Genomic DNA, 21,056 nt, shown 5'->3' with positions numbered 1-21,056 from the left:
TTGCCAAAGAAGGATAAGAGTGGATGCGTTTAGAAATTTAAGGGTATTTCTGAAACTGCTTTTCCGCGAAACTTGCTAATTCTTTAAAAAATCCAATTGTCAATTAGCATCGGGATTATCATCCCTATCACCAATGAAGAAACCACCAAAACCCAATCTCTTTTGTTGAAACGGAAAATGGTTTGAAAGATAAAGGCGATAATTAAAATGATGATAACAACTATAATTTGGGCTGCTTCAATCCCTAGAGCAAATTCAAGCAATGGCAAAAACCCATTGCCGCTGTCCAAAGCAGTGAAGAAGGAGGCAAACCCCAAGCCGTGTATCAATCCAAAAAAGATGGTGACAATATAGAAAATGCCCATTTTCTCCATTTTCTTTTCCTTGCCGGCGGTAAAAAGATTGAAAAGCGCCGTAACTAAAATGGTAACGGGAATCAGAAATTCTATAAGCCTGCCCGAAACACTTACCACATTGTAGCTGGCCAATAGCAGCGAAAGCGTGTGGCCAATTGTGAACATGGTAACCAAAATCAATAATCTTTTCCACGAGGAAAAAGTATAGGCGGCACACAGTACAATAAGAAATAAAATGTGATCATAGGCCTTCCAATCAAGCACGTGGTGAAGCCCAAGGTTAAAATACAACCAGAAATCAGACATTGGGGATATTGGGTTTTCAGGGTTTGCCCAAATATAGTGATTGTGGGGAAGATTTCATATATTTAATTAAATTTCTAAATATTTCAATTATGAAGGAAGTCACGCTACTATTTTTAACAATTTTTGCAGTGCTTCAATCGTTTGCGCAAAATCCTGATCCCGAACTTTTTAAAACGTGGAATCTTTACAAAATGGAATTTGATTTTGGAGGCCCACTTTACATTGAAGATATTGACCCTCCAATACACCCCACATTAACTATTTTTGAAGATTTATCTTTTGAGGGTTATGGAGCCTGCAATTCCTTTTCAGGGAATTTTCTATACGATGAAATATTAGATAAATTGAGACCGTATAATTATTCTGATACTACGGAAGACTGTGAAACAGAATTTCACGATGATTTTGAGTTGTATTATTTTGAATACTTTTCGTTGAATCAAGCACATTTCTATGGTATAGAAATTTCTTCTTCAGACAATCTCCAACATTTGTATTTTGGGCAGGGTCAGTTAGGATATTGGCTGGACTTTATTGCTGGAGAGCCACTATCCATTAAAGACAATAATTCCGAAAAATTCAAGCTCTACCCAAACCCAGCTTCCGATCAACTGTTTATAAAATCCGAAGATGCACAAATTATAAAAACAATAGTTTATTCAGTATCGGGGAAAAGAATTATGGACATTGTGCCAGCCAATGAAAGTATCAATATAGCCGTCTTGGCTAAGGGGATGTACTTTCTCGAAATAACCACTTCAGAAGGTAAAAGTGTGGAAAAATTTATAAAAAAATAAAACCCCAATATTTCTGTTGAGGTTTTTATTTGTACTCGAGGTGGGAATCGAACCCACACTCCCGAAAGAACTGGATTTTGAATCCAGCGCGTCTACCAATTCCGCCACTCGAGCAAACGGGAGGCAAAAATAAACAATTATTTATAATTTACTTAAAAATTTATCCAGCTATTTTTTTAAAAATCACTAACTATTAATTTTTACCTTTGTTACCTAAATAACCCAAAACCACAAATTATGTCAACCGCTGTTCCGGAACCAAAGATTTTTGCCTGTAAACAAAGTGAAGCGCTCGCGCAGGACATTGCAGATGCTTTCGGAATACCTTTGGGAAAGGTAATAACATCTCATTATAGCGATGGTGAATTTCAGCCTTCCTTTGAAGAATCCGTTCGCGGAAGTCGCGTCTTTTTAATTGGTTCCACCTTTCCGAACAGCGACCATTTAATGGAGCTTTTACTGATGATAGACGCCGCAAAGCGCGCTTCGGCAAGACATATTACAGCCGTATTGCCTTACTTTGGTTGGGCGCGCCAAGATAGAAAAGACAAGCCCCGTGTGCCGATCGCCGCAAAATTGGTCGCCAAAATGCTGGAAACCGCAGGAGCTACGAGAATTATTACAATGGATTTGCACGCAGACCAAATTCAAGGTTTTTTCGAAAAACCGGTGGACCACCTTTTCGCATCTACAATATTTTTGCCTTATTTGAGAAGTTTGAATCTTGAAAACCTGACAATCGCTTCCCCAGATATGGGCGGTTCAAAACGTGCCTATGCCTATTCAAAATTTTTGGAAAGCGATGTGGTAATTTGCTACAAGCAGCGTGAAAAGGCGAATGTTATCTCACACATGGAACTCATTGGCGACGTAAAGGGTAAAAACGTTGTTTTGGTTGACGATATGGTCGATACTGCCGGCACCCTCACCACCGCTGCCGATTTGATGATGGAGCGCGGTGCTTTGAGCGTTCGTGCGGTCTGTACGCATCCGTTGCTTTCTGGAAATGCTTACGAGCGAATTGAAAAATCGCAAATGCTCGAACTGATCGTTTCAGATTCCATTCCTACCAAACCGAGCAAGAAAATTAGGGTTATAAGTTGCGCAAAATTGTTTGCAGATGTTATGTTGAGCGTAAATGCCAACAAGTCCATTAGCGGTAAGTTTTTAATGTAAACTTCTTCACACGGAAAAAATCAAATTTCCTAAACGGATAATCCAAAATAAAATTTATCTTTGCACTCCCTAAAAAACAGCTTTTTAGGGAGTTTTTTAATAAATAAACAATTCAAACAAAATGAAATCTATTACAATTAAAGGATCACAAAGAGAAAGCGTGGGCAAAAAGGCAACGAAAGCCCTACGTAATGCTGGAATGGTTCCTTGCGTAGTTTACGGAGGGGATGAGCCAATTAGCTTTTCAGCAGAGGAAATTGCATTTAAAGACTTGGTTTACACTCCAGACGTACACACAGTTGTAATCAACCTGGGAGGCACAAAGATTAACGCCATCCTTCAGGATATACAATTTCACCCAGTGACTGACCGTATTCTTCACATCGATTTTTATCAAATTTTTGATGACAAGGAAGTAACTATGGAAATTCCGGTGCGTACCGTTGGTAACTCTCGCGGTGTTCGTAACGGTGGGGTTTTGCGTATTGTTACACGTAAACTTCGTGTGAAGGCTTTGCCAGAAAATCTACCGGATTTTATTGAGGCAGACATTACCGAAATGCGTATTGGTAACAAAATGTACACAAAGTCACTTAAAACTGACAATTACAAAATCATGCACCCAGATAACACTGTTATCTGTCAGGTTAGAACTTCACGTACCGCCATTGTGGACGAAGTTGAAGAAGAAGATGAAACTGCTGAAGGTGCAGAAGGAGAAGAAGTTCCAGCTACAGAAACCGATGATGTTGCTGCAGTAAAGGAATAAATTTCTTTTTAAGAAGATTACCCAAAAGCATCCCGTTAATTCGGGGTGCTTTTTTTATTTTTACCGAAGATTGACAGTAGTATGTTTTCATTTTTCAAAAAACTTTTTTCGGCAAAAACTGTCGATACTATTTCAGAAGAAACAGATCCAATGAAGAAATTCCTTATTGTGGGCCTTGGCAATATTGGCCCAAAATACGCAAACACCCGCCACAACATCGGTTTTAAAGTGGTTGATTTTTATGCCGAAAAGAATTCACTTTCGTGGGAAACGGCAAAATTGGGCGACGTTACTTCGCATAAAGTAAAAGGAAGAACGCTCATATTTCTGAAGCCGAGCACGTATATGAATTTAAGCGGAAAGGCCGTAAATTACTGGCTTGAAAAAGAAAAAATCCCTTTGGAAAATATGCTGGTGATTACGGACGATTTAAATTTGGCCTTTGGAACCATTCGCATAAAAACCAAAGGCAGCGACGGTGGGCACAACGGGTTGAAGGATATTCAGAATACGCTGCAAACCACCAATTACAACCGTTTCCGTTTCGGGATAAGCGATGCTTTCTCAAAAGGGAGACAGGTAGATTACGTTTTGGGCGAATGGGAAGCCGAAGAGGAAAAACAACTGCCCGAGAGGCTGGAGTTAAGCTGTAAAATTATTGAATCCTTTGCCCTCGCAGGGATGAATATTACGATGAACACATATAACGGCAAATAATTTTGAAGAAATATCCATCAGCTTCCGCATATAAAAATTCCCGCCAAAGTGTGGTCACTATCGGTACTTTTGATGGCGTGCATATTGGCCACAAAGCCATTTTGAAGCGTTTGGTAGAAACCGCAAAAAAGGAAAATCTGGATTCCGTGGTGCTGACTTTTTTCCCACATCCGCGGATGGTGCTTCAACAAAATGTGGATATAAAATTGATAAACACCATCGAAGAGCGCACCGAACTGCTCGAAAACACAGGGCTGGACCATTTGGTTATCCATCCGTTTACCCACGCTTTTTCACGATTGACCGCTTTGGAATACGTGCGCGATATTTTGGTAAATAGTTTAAAGGCGAAAAAAATCATCATCGGTTACGACCACCGCTTCGGAAGAAACCGAAATGCCGATATTGAGGATTTAAAGGAATTCGGAAAAACCTATAATTTTGAAGTGGAGGAAATTTCAGCAAAGGAAATTGACGATGTTGCTGTAAGTTCCACTAAAATAAGAAAGGCTTTGAACGAAGGCGATATTGAAACCGCTAACAGTTATTTGGGGTATGACTTTATGATTTCAGGCGAAGTGGTTAAGGGAAAAGCCATTGGCCGAACTATAAATTACCCTACGGCAAATTTGAAATTGAAGGAAAAATACAAACTCGTTCCCAAAAACGGCGTTTATATTGTAGAATCCACAATTGAAGGCGAAAAAAAATTTGGAATAACAAGCATCGGCACCAACCCCACCGTTGGCGGAACCGAAAAAACCATCGAAACGCATTTTCTCAATTTCAACAAAGACCTTTATGGAAAGGAAATAACCATTGCGTTTTTAAAATACATCCGCGACGAGGAAACGTTTGATTCGGTGGAAATTCTAAAGCGGGAAATTGAAAAGGACGAAACGTTCGCAAAGCAATTTTTAGAGGGCCGTGGATAAATTTCTTTTCAAACAAATTGACAATATTGGTTTGGTCCTATTTAGGGCCGTTTTCGGTCTTTTAATAACCATCGAGGCTTTTGGGGCAATTGCCACGGGGTGGGTGCGGCGTACACTGGTAGAACCGCCTTTCACTTTCAACTTTATCGGGTTTGACTTTTTGCAGCATTTGCAAGGTCCCGGAATGTATTATTACTTCATGATAATGGGCATTTTCGGAATTTTTGTGATGCTTGGTTTTAAGTATAGGTTCAGCATGATAGCCTATGCGCTAATGTGGACCTGCGTATATTTAATGCAGAAAAGCAGCTATAACAACCATTATTACCTAATGATGCTGCTGTGCTGGATTATGGCCTTTCTTCCCGCCAACCGATGGTTTTCAGTGGATGCAAACCTAAATCCTGAAATTAAATCGCCGTCCATGCCGCGCTGGATGCTGTTGATTTTGATTTTGCAGGTATGGATAGTTTATACCTACGCCTCCATCGCAAAACTATACCCCGATTGGCTCGATGCCTCCATGCCGGCACTGTTGATGGCCGGGAAAAAAAATTATTGGCTCATTGGCGAATTTTTGCAGCAAAACTGGGTGCATTGGGCCATTGCTTATACGGGTATTTTTTTCGATTTGCTCATAGTGCCGTTAATGCTGTGGAAACGTACGCGCTTATTGGGTTTTATAATTTCCGTGTTTTTTCATCTTTTCAACTCAATCGTCTTTCAGATTGGCATTTTTCCGTATATGTCCATTGCGTTCGCACTGTTTTTCTTTTCTCCGGAAATACTCAAAAAACGATTTCTCCCGAAGAAAAAATTATATACGGGCAATGCGGTAATCGTGCCGAAATACAAAAACCTGTTGCTTGCGGTTTTTGGGATTTATTTCGCCTTTCAAATAGGTTTACCGCTGCGGCATTGGTTCTTTAAGGACGATGTGCTTTGGACCGAAGAAGGCCACAGGCTTAGCTGGCGGATGATGCTCCGTTCCAAAAGCGGAAGTCTTACAGTGTGGGTAAAAAATAAGCCTGATGGTGAAAAGAGACGGTACAATTATAGTGAGCTTTTGGGTCCCAAGCAACAAGGCTCCGTCGCTACAAAGCCAGATGTTATGTGGCAACTTGCCCAAAAAATAAAAGCAGTGGAAGCTAAAAAAGGGAATGATGTGGCTGTGTATATGGAAGCTTCCGTTCGCGTAAATCACGGTAAATACCACCCCTTTACCGATCCAACCGTAGATTTGGCCGCCGAGCCATGGCATCCCTTTAAGCATAGTGAATGGATTTTGCCCTCGCCGGAGGATTATATTGAAAAGCCAAAACCAAACTCAAACTAAATTTCATTATCTTTAAATAAAAAAGGAATCATGGATATTCAATTGGAAAAATACAAATTGGTTGAATGGTTAATCCAACAGAATAGTGAAGAAGTTATTGAGAAATTGAAGAATTTCAAGGAATCATTTTCTAAAGATACTGACTGGAATTATGATATTTCTGAAACCGAAAAGCTTTTTGTTGAGGCTGGATTAAAAGATATTAAGGAAGGAAATGTTTTTACAAATGAAGAAGTTATTCTTGAGATTAATGAAAAGTATGGCCTGTAAAAATGGAAATAGTTTGGTCAAAACTTGCGCTTATTACGTATAAAGAAATTTTTGAAAATCTTCAATTTCGGTGGACGAAAAAAGAAATGAGAAAATTCAGGGATTTGACCCAAAGTCTGCTGCAGAAAATTGCAACTCAACAAATAACGTGTCCTGTAGTAAATGAAAAACTAAGTATCCGAAAAGCTGTCGTGCATAAAAATGTTTCGTTTTATTATCGCGAAGATATTTCTGTCCAAAAAATTTACATCATTACCTTTTTCAATAATAGAATGAATCCCAAAACCTTAAATAAACTTTTAAGGGAATAGATTTTAATCATAAAATAAGACCCCAAAGTGTTTGAAAACCTTTGGGGTCTGTTGTAACTTAGCGGCTTCAAAAATCAGAACATGCTACAAGTAACCGACATCCGCGAAAACAAAGAAAAGTACATAAAAGCACTGGCCAAACGCGGCATAGATGCTGCTTCCGTTTTGGAGGAAGTTTTAAATGTGGATGAAGAACGCCGCGCTTCGCAAGCGCAGCTGGATGAGGTTTTGGCACAGAGCAATTCCTATTCAAAGGAAATCGGGAAACTTTTTCAAAGTGGCGAAGTCCAAAAAGCAAACGAACTAAAAGAGAAAACAGTTGAATTGAAGGAGTCCTCAAAACAACTGAACGAGCAAATGCTTGCCGCTGCCGAAAAATTGCAGCAATTATTATATACGCTTCCAAACATTCCGAATGATTTGGTGCCTGCCGGAACCGATGAAAACGACAACGAAGAAGTTTTCAAGGAAGGCGAAATTCCAAAACTTGTTGATGGCGCGCTGCCGCATTGGGAACTTGCCAAAAAATACGATTTGATTGATTTTGAACTCGGCGTAAAAATTACGGGCGCAGGTTTTCCCGTCTATAAAGGGAAGGGGGCGCGTCTGCAACGGGCGTTGATTGCTTACTTTTTGGATAAAAACACAAAAGCCGGTTATACCGAATATCAAGTGCCGCATTTGGTGAACGAAGCTTCGGGCTATGGCACCGGCCAACTTCCTGACAAGGAAGGGCAGATGTACCACGTGGGCATAGACGACCTTTACTTAATTCCAACGGCTGAGGTTCCCGTAACAAATATGTTCCGTGGCGATTTGCTTAATCATTCGGAATTGCCAATTACCTGCACGGGCTATACACCTTGTTTCCGCCGCGAGGCCGGAAGCTACGGCGCACACGTTCGCGGCCTCAACCGTTTGCACCAATTTGATAAGGTGGAAATCGTCCGCATCGAGCATCCTGATAATTCCTACCAAGCTTTGGACGGAATGGTGGAGCACGTAAAAGGAATTCTTCGCGAATTGAAATTACCATACCGAATTCTTCGTCTTTGTGGCGGCGATTTGGGCTTTACATCGGCATTGACATATGATTTTGAAGTGTTTTCAACCGCGCAGGACCGTTGGCTGGAAATTTCCTCAGTTTCAAATTTTGAAACCTTTCAAGCCAATAGATTGAAACTTCGCTTTAAAGATAAAGACGGTAAAAACAAACTCGCGCACACCTTAAATGGAAGCGCTTTGGCATTGCCGCGCGTTCTGGCGGGCATTCTTGAAAACTACCAAACCGAAGATGGAATAAAAATCCCCGAGGTTTTGGTGCCATATTGTGGGTTTGATTTTATAAAATAATTTATTTACCACGAATTCACGAATAATTTTTAAAATATTCGTGAATTCGTGGTAGTATTTCTTCACAGAGGACAGTTTTTCACGGCTTGGGAAATCATTTTAAATCTTTAAAATATTCTGGTTATAGTTTTCATTTTTTGTAAACTTTTTTACTCGCCAAGTCCACTAAAAAGTATATAATATCCTTATTATAAGACTGTTAGAAAAGATGATTTCAATTTTTTTGTAAACTTTTTATTTTTTATGTTGAAAACTTTGTTAAAAAAGACAAAACAATTCACCTGGAATAACCTTTTAATTTCTTCATATTTGTTAGTCCCGAGTATCAATAAATTTTAATCTAAAAACAAAGGACTTATGAGTGCAATTGAACCAATTTTACAGGAAAACAAAAACAGATTCGTAATATTTCCTATTCAACACCACGACATTTGGGACTGGTATAAAAAAAGCGAAGCCAGTTTTTGGACAGCCGAGGAAATTGATTTGCACCAAGACCTTACCGATTGGAATTCAAAACTGAATGATGACGAGCGTTATTTCATAAAACATATTCTTGCCTTTTTCGCCGCGTCGGATGGCATTGTAAATGAAAATCTAGCTGAAAATTTCGTAAACGAAGTTCAGTACAGCGAAGCAAAATTTTTCTATGGCTTCCAGATTATGATGGAGAACATCCACAGTGAAACCTATTCTCTTTTGATTGATACGTACGTAAAGGATGAAAAGGAAAAAGACCAACTTTTCAACGCCATTGAAACTTTTCCAGCAATTAAAAAGAAAGCCGATTGGGCTTTGAAATGGATTGAGAGTGATTCATTCGCCGAGCGTTTGATAGCTTTTGCAGCAGTGGAGGGAATTTTCTTTTCAGGGGCTTTCTGCTCTATTTTCTGGTTGAAAAAACGCGGCTTGATGCCAGGGCTTACCTTTTCAAACGAATTGATTTCGCGCGACGAAGGCGTTCATTGCGACTTTGCCGTTCATCTTCACAACCACCACTTGGTGAACAAAGTTTCTAAAGAGCGCATCCGCGAGATAATTGTGGACGCCTTGAATATTGAGCGCGAGTTTATTACCGAATCACTTCCCGTAAGTTTGATAGGGATGAACGCCAAATTGATGACCCAATACCTTGAATTTGTAACCGACAGGCTTTTGGTGGAATTGGAATGCGAAAAGGAATACAACGTTACCAACCCATTTGATTTTATGGATATGATTTCGCTTCAAGGGAAAACCAATTTCTTCGAAAAACGCGTAGGCGAATACCAAAAAGCTGGGGTTACCAACAAAGACAAGGAATCAAACAAAATCAGTTTCGACGCGGAGTTTTAGATTATTGATACTCGGTAGATACTAAGTGGATACTATAGATTCTAAATTGATTCTATTGTAACTTCCCAACAAACAACAGCATCAACAGTATCAACAGTATCAACAGCATCAATAGAACCATTTCAAAATGAGTTATAGGAATTTACAGATTTGGCAGCTTGCTCGATTGCTTGTTATTGATGTACATAATATGTCTTTAAATCTTCCTGCATTTGAAAAATTTGAAGTTGGGAGCCAAATTAGACGGTCTGTAAAATCTGTAAAATCAAATATTGTAGAAGGATATGGTAGAAGAAGATATAAGCAAGAATACATTCGGTTTATGGTTTTTGCGCTTTCTTCAAATGATGAAACAATAGATCATTTGGAAACACTATATGAAACGAAGTCCTTAAAAAATGAAGAGTTGTATCAAGATTTACACAAAAGAACAAAGCAATTAGGAATTAAAATCAACAACTTTTTGCAAAGTATAGAAAAGAATCACAATAAGTTCGATGATTTGAATGATTCTATGGATACTAAGTAGATACTAAGTGGATACTATAGATAATAAATTGATTCTATTGTAAACACCAACAGCATCTACAGTATCAATAGTATCAACAGCAACAACAGAATCAATAGTATCCATAGCAAAAACAGTATCAAAAGTATCTAACCACAAAAATTAAGAATTATGAATGTAGTAAAAAGAGACGGCCGGAAAGAGCCCATAATGTTTGATAAAATTACGGCTCGCGTGCGCAAACTGTGCTACGGTTTAAACGAATTGGTAGATCCCGTAAAAGTAGCAATGCGTGTAATTGAAGGGCTTTACGACGGTGTAACAACCAGCGAGCTGGATAATTTGGCTGCGGAAATTGCCGCAACAATGACCACTTCGCACCCGGATTACGCACGTTTGGCGGCTCGAATCTCTGTTTCCAATCTACATAAAAACACCAAAAAATCATTTTCGGAAGTGATGACGGATCTTTACGAATACGTAAATCCGCGTACCGGAAAAAAAGCGCCATTGTTGAGCGATGAGGTTTTTGAGGTGATAAAAAACAACGCTGAGGAACTTGATTCAACCATCATTTATAACCGTGATTTTGGGTACGATTATTTCGGTTTTAAAACTTTGGAACGCTCCTATTTGCTGAAATTGAACGGAAAGATTGCAGAACGTCCGCAGCATATGTTGATGCGTGTTTCCGTAGGAATTCATATGAACGATTTGGCAGCAGTGAAGGAAACCTATGAGTTGATGTCGAAGAAATATTTCACCCACGCAACCCCAACACTTTTCAACAGTGGAACTCCGAAACCGCAGATGTCATCCTGTTTTCTGCTTACAATGAAGGACGACAGCATCGATGGAATTTACGATACGTTGAAACAGACCGCAAAGATTTCACAATCTGCTGGCGGAATTGGTCTTTCAATCCACAACGTGCGTGCAACGGGCTCTTATATTTCCGGTACCAATGGAACTTCAAACGGAATTGTGCCGATGCTTCGCGTTTTTAACGATACCGCGCGGTACGTGGACCAAGGCGGCGGAAAGCGAAAGGGAAGTTTTGCAATTTATGTAGAACCGTGGCACGCCGATATTTTTGACTTTTTGGATTTGAAGAAAAACCACGGAAAAGAGGAAATGCGCGCCCGCGATCTTTTTTACGCCATGTGGATTCCAGATTTGTTTATGCAACGCGTTCAGGACGATGCCGAATGGACATTGATGTGCCCGAACGAATGCCCCGGACTATATGATTGCCATAGTGAGGATTTTGAAGCACTTTACCATAAATATGAAGCTGATAACAAGGGCAGAAAAACCGTAAAGGCCCGTGAGCTTTGGGAAAAAATCCTGGAATCGCAAATTGAGACCGGCACGCCGTATATGCTCTACAAAGATGCCGCAAACCGAAAGAGCAACCAGAAGAATTTGGGAACCATTCGTTCTTCAAATTTATGTACCGAAATTATGGAATATACTTCCAAAGATGAGGTGGCAGTTTGCAATTTGGCCTCCATCGCCCTACCCATGTTTGTGAAGAATGGCGAATTTGACCATAAAGAACTTTTCAAAGTAACCAAACGTGTAACCAAAAACTTGAATCGCGTAATTGACCGAAATTACTATCCGGTTATTGAAGCGCAAAACTCCAATTTCCGGCACCGTCCGGTTGGGTTGGGAATTCAAGGTTTGGCAGATGCCTTTATCATGCTTCGTTTGCCGTTTACCAGTGATGAAGCCAAAAAATTGAACCAAGAAATTTTTGAAACGCTATATTTTGCAGCCGTTACTGCTTCTATGGAAGAAGCAAAGGCAGACGGTCCCTACGAAAGTTATAAAGGTTCGCCCATTTCCGAAGGATTATTTCAGCATAATTTATGGGGAATAAAGGACGAAGAGTTAAGCGGCCGTTGGGATTGGGGCAAACTGCGCAAAGACGTAAAGAAGCACGGCGTTCGCAACTCGCTCTTGGTAGCGCCAATGCCAACAGCTTCCACGTCGCAGATTCTTGGAAATAACGAGGCGTTTGAGCCATACACTTCAAATATTTACACCCGTCGCGTACTTTCGGGAGAATTTATTGTGGTAAACCAGCATCTTTTAAAGGACTTGGTGGAACTTGGTTTGTGGAATGAGGATTTAAAGGAAGAAATTATGCGTGCCAATGGTTCAATCCAAGATGTGGAAATAATTCCGCAGGAACTGAAGGAACTTTATAAAACCGTGTGGGAACTTTCCATGAAAGATATTATTGATATGAGCCGCCACCGTGGTTATTTCATTGACCAAAGCCAGTCTTTAAATCTTTTTATGGAAAACGCAAATATGGCAAAACTAACCTCGATGCATTTTTATGCTTGGAAAAGCGGTTTAAAAACTGGAATGTATTACTTACGGACCAAAAGTGCAGTGGATGCCATTAAATTCACACTTAAAAAGGAAGAGAAAAAGGAAACCGTTGGTGCCGAAGTTGAGGCAAATGTAGTAGAAGATGTATCAACAAAGCCAATGACACCGCAGGAATTGCGCGAAATGCTGGCACAATCCAAAAACGCTCCGGATGATGATTGCTTGATGTGCGGATCGTAAATTTTGGAATAACTTTATAAATGAAAAAGCCCTTGCTCAATTGAGCAAGGGCTTTTTCGATTTAAGAAGAAATTATTTATCCTTCGTCGGAAGGTAGGGACATTCTGGTATATTCCAGCACGAGGGCACTGAGCCAATCCCAGTTAATTGATTTGTACGGATATTTCGCCATAAACTCGGCATTGTCGCCAAATAGTAATTCATAATTTTCCTCAAAATCACTTTTTGGCAGCCAAAATATTTTATCGCCCTTCTGAACGTAGTACGATTTCACAACACCGCCACCAATGGTTGGGCCGGGACCCATTTTAAAACCTTTTGATTCTTTGGCAAATGGATCGTGGTAAACCGAAATTATTTGGCTGAATTCCGGATTTATCAGTTGCATCAAAAATTCCTTTTCGTCTTTTTTGTTTTTTAGGGAAACTTTTTGGTTCACAAAATAAATCTGGTCATTGCTGGTCAATTTTTTTGCGCTGTTTCTTCTTCCCATCCCATAATTGCTGAACTTTTGGGAAACCTTTCCGAATTTTTCCCATCCGCTGGCGTAAAGGTAAGCCTCGGCAATCTGCGATGCATCGTAGGTTTCTTTTTTGTCGGTAATACTGTCCTTGAAGACCATTTGGGCAATCTGCCCTTTTTTGGTTACAATGCCTTTGCAGTAGCCCTTGTGTTCGGAACCGTCCTTCATAATCACGGTCGATACTTTTTTAGTGGCAGGTTGGTCAAAACCTTCGTTGAAATAATAGGTTTTTAACATGTCCTTTTCCTCGTCGCTATATTTAACCTTGTCCTGCGCAAAGCCAAAGCCGCAGGCCATTAATAGTACGATTGATAAAAATTTTAGTTTCATAATGTTGAGATTAATTGGTTGCTGAAACAATATTCCAACATTAATTTGAAACGGAGAATTATTTTGGTGAAAAATCGGTTCCGAAAGCATCAAAATACGGCAGATGCCCTATAAAGTTTAGCGTTACTTCAAATTTTAAAAAGAAAAAGGAGCCCGATTCGGACTCCTTTTTGCTAAAGGTGTTCTAGAATTTACTACGCTTTCTTATAACTGGTGTAATATTCTTCCATCAAGTTCATCAAGGCCGTTACCAGATCTTTAGTTTCAAGCAATAGGCTGAAATACAAAGTGGTGTTTTTAGGGCTTGACTCCTCGGTGCGGGTTCGGGCTATTTGCTTTTCAATTTTATTTGAAAGGCTTGCGAAGATTTCGTCTTTCTTCTCAAGTACATTCCCGATGCGCTGGAATTCCTTTTTGTGGAAGATGTCTTCAATTTCATTTAAAAGCTCTTCCAAATGGTTGTCTATTTCCTGAAGATCCTTTATTTGGTTGAAACGAAGCGCCTTGTGATTGTTGTTCACGTGCTTGTAGCTCGCCTTTGAAATAAATTCCAGCGACTGTACAACATCGGTTAGATAGCCGAGGATGATAATGTAGAAATTGCTTCCGCGAACGCTGGTCTCGTCCAGATTCTTGATAAAGTAGAAAATATTATCACGCAGTTCCTCTACTTCGTCATTCAGTTTATTTACACCTTTTTTGCTCTTTTTCAGTTTTTTGGTGTCCTGTTTGGCAAGGCCGCGCAACATATCGGTATAAATTTTATTTGAACGTGAGACAACATTACTGATATTTTCGGCACTTTCCTGGATAATTCCCTGAACGGTTTTGCTTTCGGTCTTTTTCAGTCCGCTTTTGTCCAGTTTCAATTTCACCTTATTTTTATGTGAAAGATAATTTCGAACCAACAAAAGGATGGCCAATAGCAGCAATACGGCAATCATGGCGCCCCTTCCAATATAGATTAGGTATGCCAGCGTGCCGGCAGCCGTAAAGGCCACAAATGCGGTAAAGAACCATCCGCCTATTACATTCATAACCCCTGCCACGCGATAAACGGCACTTTCGCGGCCCCAAGCCCTATCGGCAAGGGACGTACCCATGGCTACCATAAAGGTTACATAGGTGGTGGAAAGCGGCAGTTTCATTGACGTCGCCGTAGCGATCAAAATACCCGCAACCATAAGGTTTATGGACGCACGGATCATGTCAAAGGCAGGAAGTTCGTAGGTTTTGTGCTTTGGAAGATTTACTACCGGTTTTTCAAAACGCTTATCTATTTTGGTTTGAAGCGATTTCGGAATAATAAATTCAAAATAAGTTGCAACCTGTGTACTCGACTTTACCAAAAAGCGCGAAAGCATATTGGGACTGAACTTTTCGTGCCCTTCGCCTTGGCGGGCTAGGTCTATCTCGGTATCAGAAACGGTACGTGCTTTTTTGGAAAACCAAAGGGTAAGTACCATAATACCACCCGCAATAAATAGAAGCAAGGGTTCTGCGGGCACCTGATCTGCCAGACTGTGCATGTTGTAATCTGAAGCCGCCACCCCGGAAGCTGCCCAATCTATGTAGCTATGGTAGGCCGCCATCGGTACGCCTATAAAGTTTACCAAATCGTTCCCCGCAAACGCAAGGGCAAGACTGAAAGTACCTACAGCAATTACGATTATGAGAATATTCTTCTTGAAAATCATCATAAAAAGCTGTGAGAAAACCGTCCAGAATATGAAGCTACCGCCGATAAGCAACCACGTGTCGCTTTCAATAATGTTTTTAAAACTTCCGTAAAATGGCGTACCCTTTAATCCTTTTACGAGGATGAAATAACTAATACAGGTAAGGGCCAAACCACCAAAAATAGCCCCGAAATATTTCATTTTTCGCTCAACGTGGAAGGTAAATACTAGCCTCGACAGGTATTGAACTACTGCCCCCACGGTAAAAGCAATCACAACCGAAAGTAGAATTCCTGTTATAATTTCTACCGCTTTTTCGGTGTTGATGTATTTTGTGATGGCTGAAATGGTTTCCGCATCGTTATGGCCTATTTTTATCAACGCCATAATAACGGCAGCTCCCAGCAGTTCAAAAACGATGGAGACCGTGGTAGATGTGGGCAATCCAATAGTATTAAAGAAATCCAGCAGTAAGATATCGGTAATCATTACTGCCATGAAAATAATCATTATTTCATCGAAGTAAAATTCTCCGGGGACAAAGATGCCCTTTCGCGCCACTTCCATCATTCCACTGGAGAAAACGGCACCAATGAAAATACCTAAACTGGCTATTATTAAAATAGTCCTAAAGGAAAGTGCTTTAGAGCCAATGGCTGAGTTTAAGAAGTTTACGGCATCATTACTAACGCCAACCACTAGATCTGCAATTGCAAGCGCGGCAAGTGCAACAATCATTAATAAATAAATATTATCCATTCTAGTTTTAATTAAGTTGGTGCAAATTTCCCATATAAAATAGGATTGATTGTTACCAAATTGTTATCTGTATTTTTCTTAAAAATGAAGGTCAAAACCCAGCCTGTATTCCAAAGAGCTGCTTTCACCCGCAATGGTTGAATATGATAAATCTGTTTGAATTTTTAATTTATGGCCCACTATATATTTAGACCCTCCCAAAGTATATTGATTTTGTGTGTCATTGGAAGAAAATGTATTGTCTGGCAAAATAGTGGTAAAACGTCCGGAAATTTCCCAATTGTTTTTAAAAACATAGCCTCCTTGAAAATTGAGCCCTTGCCCCGTATAAACCTCCTGCTCTGTAATAGAACCATCACTATTGATTACTAGAGGGTTTTCAGCATCGCGATAACTATATTCTCCCATTAATGAAAACCCGTTATATTTAAACATAGCATCCACAAAAATGGTACTTATATTGGTTTCGTAAAAACCGATATCATTGCGCATATAGCTGCCTTGATTGCTTCGGGTTTTTACGGCATTATTGTTAAAATCATAAGTGGCGCCAATGGCAAGTTTTGGAGTTTTTTCTCTATAAATATCTCCGCCAATGTAATCACCTTTTTTGGTAAATTCGCCAAAAGGCAATAGCTCTACGCGGGTTGTATATTGAAACCCTCCAATATTTCCGGTTGTAATATTTCTACCTTCTCCCTGTGAAACGGCAAACATTTCGCGAATTAGGAAATTTTCAGAAGCCTTAAAACTATGGTGCAATTGTACTCCAAGATCCCTGTCAATATTGAATAACCTGTTAAGTCTGGAACGGTCTATAAGCTGAAGATTACCGGAAGATATTACACGTTCCCTGTTCCCGGGAAGTTTTGTCTGTCCTGCCCATAGCTCCAGATTTTTGTAGAACTCCCACATTATTACTGCGTCATAAATGATTCGAGGAGCATTGCCAGTGAATTCTGAAGCTCCTGCCACATCAAAATTTGAAAGACCTAATTCAATTTTATAGCGCAGCTTTGGAGAATAAGCAAATCCATCAAATTTTAATCTAGCACGGCGGATGATAAAGCTTTGTTCCGGTTTTCCATATTTATCGCCATCGTGATCCCAGGAAGAATTGGCCCGTACTTGAATTCGTGGCGCAAAACGGACGCTCCACGTACTGTCTTTGCCCACAACGTTAAGCATGCCGTCACCAAATTTTGGAACGCTTATTTGTGAATGGACCGCGGAAACACATAAAAATAGAAAACCAAAAAAGAAAATATTCTTTAGGTACATTTTAAAATCGATTATAGTTTTTGTCGCTGCAAAGGACTAAATTTTAAACTAATTGTATGTTTCCGTAATGTTAAGCAACGTTTCTTTAGTTTCTTATAAATTTAATAAAAAAGGGCTGTCCATAACGAACAGCCCCATTTGAAAATCTAGTCGACAAAAACTAAACGATTTCAAAAATTGCCCAATATAATAGGCAATTACAAAGAAAATCTATCGATCATAACTTAGTGTGAAGATAGCTTTACCAAATCATTAAGATATTGATTCGAAACAAAGGATTGTTTTTTAAAACACTGAAAATAAACAGGTTAAAGGTTTAATGTTAAGTTAACGTTACCAAATGGTTTCGTAAGCGTTAATTTTGTAAATTTGATTATTCTGAAAATCTAAAACTTTGAAAAATGAAAAATTTAATCACCCTTTTTGCAATCGTATTAACAGTTTCAATGGCATTTGCACAAAATGCTAATAAAAACACGTATTATTTGGATGGCAATGTGATTAAGGCAACAATATATCACGATAATGGAACGGTTGCACAAACTGGCTACTATACTGCAGACAATAAGCTAACTGGAGAATGGGTGAGCTATGATTTTAACGGTAATAAGACTGCCATTGCGCAATATAATAATGGTGAAAAAGTGGGCACGTGGTATTTCTTTACAAATGAAGACATAAAAGAAGTTTCTTATGCTGATGCCCGTATTGCCAAGGTTGTAACTTGGAAATCTGACGATATTCAAATTGTTTCTAATTAAACTCTAATTCTATTATACATAAAAAACCCTAGCTCAAATGCTAGGGTTTTTTATTTTTCAAGTAATACATTTTAAAATTTGAGTGAGTAGCCCAAACTAATTTCTTGTCCCGGACTCCATTTGGAAAATAGTTGATCTTCTGCTCCAAACGATTGATAAACGCTTTCAATATCGTCATTTAATAAGTTGTCAAACTTTAAGGATATTGTTGAATTTCTGTTTGATCCAAAGCTTTTTGAAATGTTCAGTTTCACATTGTGAAAGGGCATTGTATAAACATCTGCCACATCTGCTGCGCCTACAATTTGAAGGGTTTTTCCCTGAGTATTGTAGAAAAGGCCTCCTTGGAGTCCAGTTTCCGCATCTTTATAATTGAAGCCAAGATTTATTAAATAAGGGCTTTGGCCTTGCAATTGTCTATTGTCGTCAAGAGTTTCACCGGTACGTAAATTATCTAGCCTTCCTGTCCTTTCGTCTTCACTGTACTGCTGTTGCGATTCTATAAGTGAGAAATTTAAATTGAAATCTATGTTCTGTAAACCGCTTATAAACCCGAGATTTTTTCTTATTTCTAGCTCACCCCCAAAAACTTTTGCGTCTCCTAAGTTTAGTGGCGTGTATTGTCCATATGCCCTCCTGATAAATGAAAGCTCAATAGGATCAGTAAAAGATTTATAGAATCCGCTTATTGCGAAGAAATCTCCTGCTTCTCCATATTGTTCGTATCTAATGTCAAAATTATTTACATAAGTAGGCTGAAGGTTTATATTGCCAATAAATGTGGTACTGCTTATTGGGTCAAAAATTTCGGCGAGTGAGGCTTCTTTAAATGAAGGTCTTGCCGTAGTTCTTGAATAGGAAGTACGTATTTTTTTGTTTTCATCTTCATTCAAATCAAAAATTAGATTTGCCGATGGGAAAAAGTCTGATTTTTCTAAAATTTTGGCATCTTCCAGTCTGGTTCCGTCCTGTCTTTCACCTGTGTAAATCAAGTCGAATTTTTCAAACCGCACCCCTAAAGCTGCATTCATCCAATTTGTTACCTTAAATTCTTCAGCTATATACCCTGCTGCGATTTGTATTTTTGAATTGTAAGAATCTGAATCGTTGGAGTCTTGGCGCACATAGGTTCCGCTATTTGTATTTGGGTCATAAATATTTTCTGGGATCAATAGTTGGTTTGGATTACCTCCAAATGTTGCCGACGAAAAATTAAGCAACGGCAAAGAGTATTTTATTACTTCAAAGTCTCTTTCTTTTTGGGTAAAAGCACCGCCAATTTTAGCTTTTGCTTCAAATCCAAAAAGATTGTGCTCCTTTTCAAGACCAATTTTTCCGGCAAGATTTAATTCTTCAAGTGATCTAAAAAACCTTGACGCATCGCCAGATTCACTTGGCTCAATTGTGAATACTTCCTCGCCCGTAGTTGGATTTATGGATACTCTAAAAGGAGTTGTGCGAAAATCTTTATCGTCCACCTTGGCAAGGGAGGGCGATAGGTTCCATTCCAAATTCCAGTCATTATTACTGCCAAGGGTATGTGTGCCTTTTAATAGTCCATTTGTAATGGATCTCTGAACGTAGGTAAGGTTGTCTTTTTTAATCGTATTGCTGCTAACTATAAAATTATCCAGCCTAAAAATGCCAGCTTCAGATTCTCCATTTTGGATGTGAAGTACATTAAATTGATATTTTGATTTTTCGGTTTTAAATGTCAACCCACCAAGGGCGCTAATTAAAACGGTGTTGTTTCCTAACTCACCAGTTTGTGTGCGGTCTGCTAAAAGTTCAAAATTAGATCTGTCTGATTCGTCTTTTCTGTATAGCTGGCCATTGATGTATTCATCGTAATACTTTGTTTCATTTCGGTATGACACTGATGCCAAATACCCTAATTTATTTTCGCCTACATCAAATTGATCTCCCGCTGTTATAGCAAAGTTATAGTTCATAAAACTTTGTTCCCGCTCTGCTGCCATTTGTGGGTTAAACCGTTGGGTTAAATCTCGAACAAGCTCTCCGTCCTGTTGCGGTAAAGGCACTTGTTGCGATTGGGGAATAGGATTGTCCCTTAGCCCGTCATCAAAACCTAAAAAGTCTGTACCACTTTTATCGCCTGTTAAGTAGTTGTTTTTGAAATGAAAATCAGCGTTGTAGCCCACTCCAAGCGAAATACTATATTCAGCCCTGCTAGGAATGTCCTTGGTTACGATGTTTATTACACCGCCGGTAAAGTCGGCTGGCTGGTCTGCAGTTGCAGATTTGGTAATCAATACATTTTCTAGAATTTGTGAAGGAAAAATATCCAGTTGCAGTGTATTTCTATCAGGGTCCAAACCGGGCACTTCCATGCCATTTAGTATGGATTTTGTGTATCGGTCTCCTAAGCCCCTAACATACACGTATTTTCCTCCTTGTACCGAAACGCCCGGAACGTTTTGAACTGCTGAAGCCACATCGCTTGCACCAGTTTTTTTAATGGATTCCAAAGACAAGCCATCCATTAGGGTAACTGAGTTTTTCTGAATGCTTAAAACAGAAGCTTCTGTGTTTTTACGGGCAGTTGTGGTAACAACCACTTCATCCAGTTGTCCAGCAGAAGCATTAAGCGTAACATCAACAGTTGTGGTTTGGCCTGGATTTATTTTTACTTCTGTAATTTCCTTAGTTTGATATCCAACGAACGAGAAAACAAGTGTGTAAGTTCCAGCATCTAACTTTAGGTTGTACTTGCCATCAAAATCAGAGGTTGTTCCCGTTTGTGAACCTTTCACAATAACGTTTGCAAAAGAAAGCACGTCATTATATTCACCATCATTTATAACCCCCGTAACAACACCTGTTTGTGAAAAGGAAATTTGAAATAAAAACATTGCAATAAGCAATGGGAAAATATTTTTCATAAAAATATATTTATAAAATTTGCCCGTCTTCTTTTAGAAAGACGAGCAAATTGCTAATTGATTTA

General features: G+C 39.3%; 18 protein-coding genes and 1 tRNA gene. 13 read left to right on the top strand and 6 right to left on the bottom strand.

The genetic code is table 11. The features are described from left to right. Positions 1 to 83: 83 nt before the first annotated feature. The gene (locus tag LS48_RS03590) at positions 84 to 662 is read right to left on the bottom strand and encodes a HupE/UreJ family protein (RefSeq protein ID WP_062620052.1); all 579 of its coding nucleotides are present in this window, start codon (positions 660 to 662) and stop codon (positions 84 to 86) included. Between the two features lie 89 nt (positions 663 to 751). Between LS48_RS03590 and LS48_RS03585 the strand changes: the two genes are divergently transcribed. Beyond that, positions 752 to 1,459: a T9SS type A sorting domain-containing protein gene (locus LS48_RS03585; protein ID WP_131807688.1), complete on the top strand. Its 708-nt coding sequence runs from the start codon at positions 752 to 754 to the stop codon at positions 1,457 to 1,459. 32 nt (positions 1,460 to 1,491) lie between these two features. Here the strand turns inward: LS48_RS03585 and LS48_RS03580 are convergent. Continuing rightward, positions 1,492 to 1,573 (bottom strand) — tRNA-Leu (locus LS48_RS03580). A gap of 123 nt (positions 1,574 to 1,696) precedes the next feature. On the opposite strand from LS48_RS03580, the gene LS48_RS03575 reads away from it, so the two are divergent. The 11 genes from LS48_RS03575 to LS48_RS03525 all read left to right on the top strand — a co-directional run bounded on the left by LS48_RS03575 (position 1,697) and on the right by LS48_RS03525 (position 12,755). Then, a complete protein-coding gene (locus tag LS48_RS03575; protein ID WP_062620048.1) occupies positions 1,697 to 2,635 on the top strand; it encodes a ribose-phosphate pyrophosphokinase in 939 nt (312 codons plus the stop codon). 121 nt (positions 2,636 to 2,756) lie between these two features. Then, positions 2,757 to 3,404, top strand: a complete 648-nt coding sequence (locus LS48_RS03570) for a 50S ribosomal protein L25/general stress protein Ctc (protein WP_062620046.1) — start codon at positions 2,757 to 2,759, stop codon at positions 3,402 to 3,404. Between the two features lie 81 nt (positions 3,405 to 3,485). Continuing rightward, complete coding sequence (gene pth, locus LS48_RS03565) at positions 3,486 to 4,121, top strand: aminoacyl-tRNA hydrolase (RefSeq protein ID WP_062620044.1); 636 nt, start codon at positions 3,486 to 3,488, stop codon at positions 4,119 to 4,121. Positions 4,122 to 4,123: 2 nt separating this feature from the next. Further along, positions 4,124 to 5,056, top strand: coding sequence for a bifunctional riboflavin kinase/FAD synthetase (locus LS48_RS03560; protein ID WP_062620042.1), 933 nt, complete (start codon positions 4,124 to 4,126; stop codon positions 5,054 to 5,056). Continuing rightward, positions 5,049 to 6,392, top strand: coding sequence for an HTTM domain-containing protein (locus LS48_RS03555; RefSeq protein ID WP_062620040.1), 1,344 nt, complete (start codon positions 5,049 to 5,051; stop codon positions 6,390 to 6,392). Before LS48_RS03560 ends, LS48_RS03555 begins: the two co-directional genes overlap by 8 nt. Before the next feature lie 30 nt (positions 6,393 to 6,422). Further along, positions 6,423 to 6,662, top strand: a complete 240-nt coding sequence (locus LS48_RS03550; RefSeq protein WP_062620038.1) for a hypothetical protein — start codon at positions 6,423 to 6,425, stop codon at positions 6,660 to 6,662. A gap of 86 nt (positions 6,663 to 6,748) precedes the next feature. Next, on the top strand, positions 6,749 to 6,973 hold the full coding sequence (locus LS48_RS03545; RefSeq protein WP_204376464.1) for a hypothetical protein: 225 nt from the start codon (positions 6,749 to 6,751) through the stop codon (positions 6,971 to 6,973). Between the two features lie 81 nt (positions 6,974 to 7,054). Continuing rightward, on the top strand, positions 7,055 to 8,326 hold the full coding sequence (serS, locus tag LS48_RS03540; protein WP_062620036.1) for a serine--tRNA ligase: 1,272 nt from the start codon (positions 7,055 to 7,057) through the stop codon (positions 8,324 to 8,326). Between the two features lie 357 nt (positions 8,327 to 8,683). Next, a complete protein-coding gene (locus tag LS48_RS03535) occupies positions 8,684 to 9,661 on the top strand; it encodes a ribonucleotide-diphosphate reductase subunit beta (RefSeq protein WP_062620035.1) in 978 nt (325 codons plus the stop codon). Between the two features lie 127 nt (positions 9,662 to 9,788). After that, positions 9,789 to 10,190 (top strand): four helix bundle protein, encoded by a 402-nt coding sequence (locus LS48_RS03530; protein ID WP_062620034.1) that lies wholly within the window; start codon positions 9,789 to 9,791, stop codon positions 10,188 to 10,190. A 150-nt stretch (positions 10,191 to 10,340) separates the two neighbouring features. Next, positions 10,341 to 12,755: a ribonucleoside-diphosphate reductase subunit alpha gene (locus LS48_RS03525; protein WP_062620033.1), complete on the top strand. Its 2,415-nt coding sequence runs from the start codon at positions 10,341 to 10,343 to the stop codon at positions 12,753 to 12,755. Positions 12,756 to 12,831: 76 nt separating this feature from the next. On the opposite strand, the gene LS48_RS03520 is transcribed toward LS48_RS03525, so the two are convergent. From LS48_RS03520 to LS48_RS03510, 3 genes are all read right to left on the bottom strand, one after another. After that, positions 12,832 to 13,608 carry a hypothetical protein gene (locus LS48_RS03520; RefSeq protein WP_062620668.1) on the bottom strand — a complete coding sequence of 259 codons (777 nt, stop codon included), beginning with the start codon at positions 13,606 to 13,608 and terminating at the stop codon, positions 12,832 to 12,834. 194 nt (positions 13,609 to 13,802) lie between these two features. Next, a complete protein-coding gene (locus LS48_RS03515; RefSeq protein WP_045078892.1) occupies positions 13,803 to 16,046 on the bottom strand; it encodes an inorganic phosphate transporter in 2,244 nt (747 codons plus the stop codon). A 78-nt stretch (positions 16,047 to 16,124) separates the two neighbouring features. After that, positions 16,125 to 17,327: a porin gene (locus tag LS48_RS03510; RefSeq protein ID WP_062620031.1), complete on the bottom strand. Its 1,203-nt coding sequence runs from the start codon at positions 17,325 to 17,327 to the stop codon at positions 16,125 to 16,127. A gap of 401 nt (positions 17,328 to 17,728) precedes the next feature. Here LS48_RS03510 and LS48_RS03505 point away from each other — a divergent pair, with 401 nt between their 5' ends. After that, positions 17,729 to 18,088, top strand: a complete 360-nt coding sequence (locus LS48_RS03505; RefSeq protein ID WP_062620028.1) for a nicotinic acid mononucleotide adenyltransferase — start codon at positions 17,729 to 17,731, stop codon at positions 18,086 to 18,088. 71 nt (positions 18,089 to 18,159) lie between these two features. Here LS48_RS03505 and LS48_RS03500 read toward each other — a convergent pair whose 3' ends face one another. Then, positions 18,160 to 20,991, bottom strand: a complete 2,832-nt coding sequence (locus LS48_RS03500) for a TonB-dependent receptor (protein WP_062620027.1) — start codon at positions 20,989 to 20,991, stop codon at positions 18,160 to 18,162. Positions 20,992 to 21,056 lie beyond the last annotated feature (65 nt).

Source organism: Aequorivita aquimaris (assembly GCF_001573155.1).
Taxonomy (GTDB): Bacteria; Bacteroidota; Bacteroidia; order Flavobacteriales; family Flavobacteriaceae; genus Aequorivita; species Aequorivita aquimaris.
The sequence above is the reverse complement of the archived record's forward strand: the minus strand, read 5'-3'. Positions and strand labels throughout refer to the sequence as shown.